Here is a 1,039-nt window from a genome sequence, read left to right as displayed (position 1 = left end):
GTCATGGCCGTCATGGACAACGCCTTGTCCGCCGCCGGTCAGCCAACAGCCACCGACGCGAAGCTGGGCCACGACCGTGATTCGGAGCAAGTACGCCGCATTCTTGGCAAGGTCGCGAAAGATAAAAGCTGGTTCAAGGACATCACGCGCGGCGAACGGCTCTCAGCCGTGATCGGGCCAAACCTTGCAGCCATCCCCAACACGCCCCTCGTCAAGGGTATCGTCGCGATACGGAACTGGGTTGATGGTGCATGATCAGGAAATCGCTCGGCTCGCCGACAGCATCCGCCGTGGAAGCATCGTAGCCGCCGCTGGGTGTGGCAAGACAGAACAGATCGCTCTCGCCGTTGCGATCTCGGGTCGGCGACGGCTGATCCTCACACATACGCATGCCGGTGTTGACGCCCTCACGCGGCGGATGAAGAAACATCTCGTTCCGACCGACAAGTACCGCATCGACACCATCGCGGGATGGTGCCTGCGGTTTGCGGCTTCATTTCCGCAGCGCTCGGGGATCATTGCTACCGCCCCGACAACGACTGCGGAATGGGACGGCGTCTATTCGGCCGGAGCACGCCTCCTTGACAGTGGAGCGGTCGACGGCGTGCTGATAGCTTCATATGGCGGCTGCTTCGTCGATGAATACCAAGATTGCACCCTGCAACAGCATAAGGTCATTGAACGCTTGGCGAACCTTCTGCCGACGTGCGTTTTTGGTGATCCCATGCAGGCGATCTTCGACTTTGGCAACCAGCGGCCCGTTGACTGGACCACCGACGTCTTCCCCACATTCCAACCTACCGCAGAGCTGCTTACGCCCTGGCGTTGGAAGAAGGAGAACAACGAAGAATTGGCCGAGTGGCTCGGCGCGGTTCGCACCGGACTGGAGCGCAACAATCAGATCGACCTGGGCTCCCGACCCAAATGCGTGAGCTGGAAGGCATTGCCCGCCGACGCCAAACTTCACCAAAAAACGGTTGTCGGCCAGTGCCTCGAAGCGATGGACGAAAACGACCTCGGCAACCTCATCGTTATCGGC

General features: G+C 60.2%; 1 protein-coding gene and 1 pseudogene. Both read left to right on the top strand.

Translation table 11 applies throughout. The features are described 5' to 3' along the window. Window positions 1-255: pseudogene (locus AC1D17_RS29085) on the top strand (ATP-dependent nuclease); the annotation flags it as partial. Next, the coding region (locus AC1D17_RS29080) for a UvrD-helicase domain-containing protein (protein WP_477568654.1) at window positions 245-1,039 on the top strand (795 nt) is incomplete at its 3' end. The pseudogene AC1D17_RS29085 and the gene AC1D17_RS29080, both read left to right, overlap by 11 nt.

Source organism: Pararhizobium sp. P1_E7 (assembly GCF_056405855.1).
The sequence above is the reverse complement of the archived record's forward strand: the minus strand, read 5'-3'. Positions and strand labels throughout refer to the sequence as shown.